Source organism: Mesorhizobium sp. M8A.F.Ca.ET.021.01.1.1, from assembly GCF_003998025.1.
In the GTDB taxonomy this organism is placed as follows: Bacteria; Pseudomonadota; Alphaproteobacteria; order Rhizobiales; family Rhizobiaceae; genus Mesorhizobium.
Genome location: NZ_RZSJ01000407.1, coordinates 1 through 5,760 on the forward strand (window position 1 = coordinate 1; position 5,760 = coordinate 5,760).

Here is a 5,760-nt window from a genome sequence, read left to right on the forward strand (position 1 = left end):
GGATTATATCAAGGGCCTAGACAGCACCGGCCAGCCGATCCGCGACGGCATCGACGTGCGCATCGGCGACACCGTCGTGATCCAGCGGGCAGGGGATGTCATTCCACAGATCGTCAGTGTCGTCATCGACAAGCGTCCGCCCGATGCCGTGCCATACGAATTCCCGCACACCTGCCCGATCTGCGGCTCGCCGGCGACGCGCGAGATCAACGAGAAGACCGGCAAGGAGGATTCGCGCCGCCGCTGCACCGGCGAACTGATCTGCCCGGCGCAGGCCGTGGAAGGGCTGCGCCATTTCGTGTCGCGCGGCGCCCTGGATATTGAAGGCCTGGGCGCGGAGAATATCGACACGTTCTTCAATGCCGGGTTGATCAAGACAGCCGCCGACATCTTCACGCTGAGGGAGCGCCGCCCCGCCGTGACCAAGGCGCTGGCCGAGCGGCGCGAGGAGCAGGCAAGGCAGCGCGAGGCGGCGTCCGGCAAGACGCGCAAGAATGTGCGCAGCGTCGAGGACCGCAACTATGAAGGCCTGGACAAGCTGTTTGCGGCAATCGATTCGCGCCGCGAGCCGGAGCTCGACCGCTTCATTTTCGCGCTCGGCATCCGCCATATCGGCGAAACCACGGCCGCGGTACTTGCGCGAACCTTCTCGACCATCAAGGAGCTTATCCGAGTCGGCAAGGAGACTGCGGCGGCGGAGAATCCGCATGCGGTCTTCCCATCGATCAACGGCATTGGCGATACGGTGATCGATGCGCTTCGCGATTTCTTCGGCAACGAGCGCAATGACGACGTGCTCGAGAAGCTGCTGCAGCAGGTCAAGCCGAAGCCATATATCGTCACCGTCTCGGCCGACAGCGAAGTCGCCGGCAAGACGATCGTCTTTACCGGTTCGCTGGAAAAGATGACCCGCTCGGAAGCCAAGGCGATGGCCGAGCGTCTCGGCGCCAAGGTGGCCGGCTCGGTTTCGGCCAAGACCGATTTGCTGGTGGCCGGTCCTGGCGCCGGTTCCAAGCTCAAGCTTGCCAGCGAACTCGGCGTCGAAGTCATCGATGAGGACACCTGGCTGCAGCGGGTCGGCAAATCGTGACGGACGGGGCATTCAAAGGGTTCGGCCCAAAGGCCATTCCGTTCCTGAAGGCATTGGATTTCCACCAGAGTCGCGAGTGGTTCCTGGAAAACCGCGACCTGTTCGAAAAGGAATTGCGCGACCCACTGGGGGATCTCGTCGAGACGCTTACTCTGCGTTTTGCGCAGGCTGGCCTCGGCCTGCGTGGCGATCGCAAGAAGTCGCTGTTCCGCATCAACCGCGACGTGCGCTTCGCCAAGGACAAACGACCCTATAACCGGCATCTGTCAGCTATCCTGTCGCCGGACGGCACCAAGATGGAGCAGGGTGTGTTCTTCGTCCATATCGGGCTCGAGCGCTGCTTTGCCGGCGTCGCCTGGTGGCAGCCGGCGCCGGAACTGCTGACGGCCATGCGCAGGCCATCTCAAGCCATCCCGATACGTTTCGCGCCGTGGTGGCGGCGCTGGGGAAAAATGGCCTCGAACTCGATGCCGAAGGCGGCATGAAACGCACGCCGCGCGGCTTCGAACACGTCGCCGACAAAGATCTTGTCGCCGCCATCCGCAACCGGCACTTCGCCGTTCGCCACGCAATCGATCCGGCTGGTATCCACGGGCCGGGACTGGTCGAGGAACTCGTCGATTTCACCATGCGCGCCAAGCCACTGCTCGACTGGGGCAGGGCGATCGAGGGCACGGCGCCGGGAAGCTAATGCATGTCGCCCGGAAATGTCCTCGGTTCCGGGACAACGACATGCATAAAATCAGAAGCTTACAGGAGGTCGGCGAATCCTATTCGCCGCGACATACTGTAGCCCAGCGCTTTGATTGCGGCGCTACATCCGCATCAAAAGACCGCCGTCGACGGCCAGTTCAATTCCAGTGACGTAACTTGCCGCGTCGGAGAGCAGGAAAAGTGCTGCGTTGGCCATGTCTTGCGGCGTGCCGATGCGGCCGAGCGGCGTGTAGCTGGCGACGGCGGCGCGCTTCTCCTCGGTGTCCCAGCGCGCCTGCAATGGCGTCAGCGCCATGCCCGGGCAGATGGCGTTCGACCGGATGCGATCGCCGGCCAGTTGCATGGCGAGCGACTTGGAGAGCGCGCAGACGCCGGCCTTCGAGGCCTGGTAGGCATCCTGCGGGGTCGGATCGCCGCGATACCACTGGATGGTCGAGAAATGCACCATGGCGCCGCCGCGGCCGCCCGCGCGCATATGTGGCACGACCGCCCGCGCCGTGTGCACGAAGGATTTCAGGTTGATGTTGAAGACCTGATCCCAGACGTCGAGGTCCATCTCCAGGGCCGACTTGTCGCGGCCGAACCAGAGCACCCCTGCGACATTGGCAAGATAGTCGATGCCGCCGCGCTCACGGCCCGCAGCATTGATGGTCTGTTCGACAAAGGCGGCATCGGTGAGATCGCCCTGCGCGAAAATGAGCCTGTCGTCATAGGCGGCGAGCGATGCCGGGCGTGGCTTGATGTCGATGGCGGTGACGGAAGCGCCGGCATCGAGCAGCGCCAGGGTAATCGCCTCGCCCATGCCGCCGCCAGCCCCGGTGACGACCGCATGCCTGCCGGTGAAATTATAAACGATCATCCGCAACCCCTTTTTTCGCCAATCTGCAATCACCGGACAATAGCGTGCCTTTACGCGGAACTGCAGAGCCATTGTGATCTCGCGTCGATATGACGGAGCGCGGGCCAAATTCCGGCGTGAAAGGCTTGCCGATGATTTCCGCTGATCGTTTGGCTCAAGCGAATTCGTGTGACAAGGCTGGGCATGCCCCCTACATACCGCCACTCCTCATGGAGTGGCCGATGGCGACGGACGTGATTTCAGAGAGCGGCGCGAAAAGCGATTTCTGGCAAGGGGTTAGGCTCTCCATGCCGGTTGTGGTGGCGTCGGCGCCGTTCGCGGTGCTGTTCGGTGCGCTCGCCGTCGACAATGGGTTTTCGGTCCTTGAAGCCTTCCTGATGAGCGCGCTGGTCTATGGCGGCGCCAGCCAGATGGTCGGCATCCAGTTGTTCGGCCAGCATGTCGCGCCATGGTTGGTCGTGCTCTCGATCTTCGCCGTGAATTTCCGTCACGTGCTCTATTCCGCCGGCATCGGCCGGCGCATCGCGCACTGGCCTGTCATCAGCCAAGCACTCGGCTATTTCATCCTCACCGATCCGCAATTCGCGGTCGCCGAGGCACGCGCGCAATCCGGCCAGACTGTGGGCTTCGCCTGGTATCTGGGGCTTGGCCTGCCGGTCTATCTGTTCTGGATCGTCGAAAGCGCGCTCGGTGCGCTGTTCGGCAAGCTCATTCCAGATACGCATGCGCTGGGCATCGATTTCCTGCTGCCGATCTATTTCCTCGGCCTTGTGATGGGCTTCCGCAAGCGGCCGCTGTGGCTGCCGGTGGTCGTCGCCAGTGCCTGCGCGTCCATCATTGCCTACAAGACGGTGGGTTCGCCCTGGCACGTCTCCATCGGCGCCATCGCCGGCGTGCTGTTGGCTGTCATCCTGCCGCCGCACCATAGCGGCGTGGAGACAAGGCCATGAGCACGACATTCTGGATCATCATCGCCGGCGCGATCGCCACCTATCTCACGCGCATCGGCGGGCATCTGGTCATCTCCCGCTTCGACCACATCCATCCGCGCGTAGAAGCCGGCCTCAACGCGGTGCCGGCGGCAGTGCTGACGACGCTGGTGGCGCCGGAACTGCTGAATGCCGGACCGGCGGAGTGGGCAGCGTTGGTTGTCACGGCGGCGGTTTCGTTGCGTGGCGGGTTGATGGCGATGTTTTTGACGGGTGCTGCGGTGTTGATTCTGGCGCGGCAGTTCGTGGGATGATCTCGCCAGCGTGATCGTTTGCCCCATTTGACCTGCCGTCCTTCGCAGCGTGCATGGCGGCTTGGCCCATGCATTGGTCTCAGACTAGGTTGCGTCGGTCGACCCCCACTCCGTCTCGGCTTCGCCGAGCCACCTCTCCCCCGATCGACGGGGTAGAGGAAAGGCGCCAGGTTTTATGCCGTCAACGCTCGTCCAGCAAAGCTCCCTTCCTTTCCCTCCGGAGGGGGGAAAGGTGGCGCTGCGAAGCAGCGACGGATTGGGGGAACCACCTGGCAATCAAGCCTCGCACAGATCCGTCACCGCAGTCACAAAAGATGTGTGCATCGCCTAGCGCAACGGGGAGAAAGATGCTCAAATCTTCGCGTCGTGCGGCAGTGGTGCCGTCGCCTTTTCCAGCCAGGCCAGTGTTTCGCCGTCGAGCATCGGCCCGATCTCGGCCGCGACGCGGGCGTGGTAGGCGTCGAGCCAGTGCAGTTCGTCACGGGTCAGCAAGTCCGATCGCACCAGCCTGACGTCGATCGGCGCCAGCGTCAGCGTCTCGAAAGCGTGCATGGCGATGTCGCCGCCCTCGATCTGTTCGGCCGGCGTCACCAGGATGAGGTTCTCGATGCGGATGCCGTAGGCGCCTTCCTTGTAATAGCCGGGCTCGTTGGACAGCATCATGCCTTCGAGCAGCTTTTCGGTGCCGGTGCGGGCGATGCGCTGCGGACCCTCATGCACGGCAAGATAGGAGCCGACGCCATGGCCGGTGCCATGGGCGAAGTCGCAGCCATGCTTCCACAACGCCATGCGGGCGACGGCGTCGATCTCGGAGCCGCGCGTGCCGGCGGGGAAGCGCAGCGTGGAAATGCCGATCATGCCTTTCAGCACCAGCGTGAAGCGTTCGCGCATCTCTTCGGTCGGCTGGCCGATCGGCACGGTGCGGGTGATGTCCGTGGTGCCGTCCTGGTATTGCGCGCCGGAATCGAGCAGGAACAGCTCTCCGGCCTCAAGCTTGCGGCTGGTGGCGCGCGAGACGCGGTAATGCATGATGGCGCCGTTCGGGCCGGCGCCGGAAATAGTGTCGAAGGAGACATCGCGCAGCGGCATCTGGGTTTCCTCGCCGGTTTGCCGGCGCGTCTCTTCGAGCCTGGTGACGACCGCGATCTCGTCGAGCGAGCCGGGCTTCTGCCGGTCGAGCCAGCACAACAGCTTGGCCACCGCCGCGCCGTCGCGGCGATGCGCGGCGCGCGAGCCGTTGATCTCGGCCTGGTTTTTGGTGGCGCGAGGGATGCGGGCGGGGTCGGGCGCGGCAATCACCGTGCCGCCATTGTCCTCGACCAGCATGCGCAGCCGGTCGGCCGCCAGCACCGGATCGAGCGCGATTTTCGCGCCGCTCTTGGCAAGTGCTGCGATCGCGGCCTCGAATTCGCCGGGCTCATGCGGATCGGCAAGCTGGGTGAGGTAGGCGGCGACCTGGCGCGAGAACTTGCGGCTGTCTATGAACAGCTGGTGCGCCCCGTCGGCGGCGAGGATGGCGAAGCCGAGCGCCAGCGGCGTGTGCGGCACGTCGCCGCCACGGATGTTGAAGGCCCAGGCGATGGAGGAGGGGTCGGTCAGCACCGCATGGGTAGCGCCTTCCTTGCCGATCGCCGTCGCCAGCCGCGCCAGCTTGTCCTTGGCGAGCTCGCCGGCAAAGCCGATCGGGTGCAGCTCGACCGGGGTCACGGGTGCGCCGGGCTGATCCTTCCAGATGATGTCGATCGGGTTCCTGTCGAGCGGCACGAGCACCGCGCCGATCTTGTCGGCGGAGGCCTGCAGCGCCTTGACCTCGCCGATCGTGTGCAGCCAGGGATCGAAGCCCAGCCGCGCCCC

Annotated in this window: 5 protein-coding genes and 1 pseudogene; 4 read left to right on the forward strand and 2 right to left on the reverse strand. The window is 64.4% G+C overall.

Going from position 1 to position 5,760, the window contains the following annotated elements; translation table 11 throughout:
* Positions 1–1,090: BRCT domain-containing protein (locus EOA36_RS25330; RefSeq protein ID WP_281040079.1), on the forward strand; the 1,090-nt coding region annotated here is incomplete at its 5' end.
* Positions 1,087–1,781, forward strand: a pseudogene (locus EOA36_RS25335) (TIGR02453 family protein). The gene EOA36_RS25330 and the pseudogene EOA36_RS25335, both read left to right, overlap by 4 nt.
* A 123-nt stretch (positions 1,782–1,904) precedes the next feature.
* Here EOA36_RS25335 and EOA36_RS25340 read toward each other — a convergent pair.
* A complete protein-coding gene (locus EOA36_RS25340; RefSeq protein WP_127279894.1) occupies positions 1,905–2,663 on the reverse strand; it encodes an SDR family oxidoreductase in 759 nt (252 codons plus the stop codon).
* Between the two features lie 221 nt (positions 2,664–2,884).
* Between EOA36_RS25340 and EOA36_RS25345 the strand changes: the two genes are divergently transcribed.
* A complete protein-coding gene (locus EOA36_RS25345; protein ID WP_127279895.1) occupies positions 2,885–3,613 on the forward strand; it encodes an AzlC family ABC transporter permease in 729 nt (242 codons plus the stop codon).
* Complete coding sequence (locus EOA36_RS25350) at positions 3,610–3,906, forward strand: AzlD family protein (RefSeq protein ID WP_127279896.1); 297 nt, start codon at positions 3,610–3,612, stop codon at positions 3,904–3,906. The genes EOA36_RS25345 and EOA36_RS25350 overlap by 4 nt, the downstream gene beginning before the upstream one ends.
* A gap of 351 nt (positions 3,907–4,257) precedes the next feature.
* Here EOA36_RS25350 and EOA36_RS25355 read toward each other — a convergent pair.
* The coding region (locus EOA36_RS25355) for an aminopeptidase family protein P (protein WP_145969303.1) at positions 4,258–5,760 on the reverse strand (1,503 nt) is incomplete at its 5' end.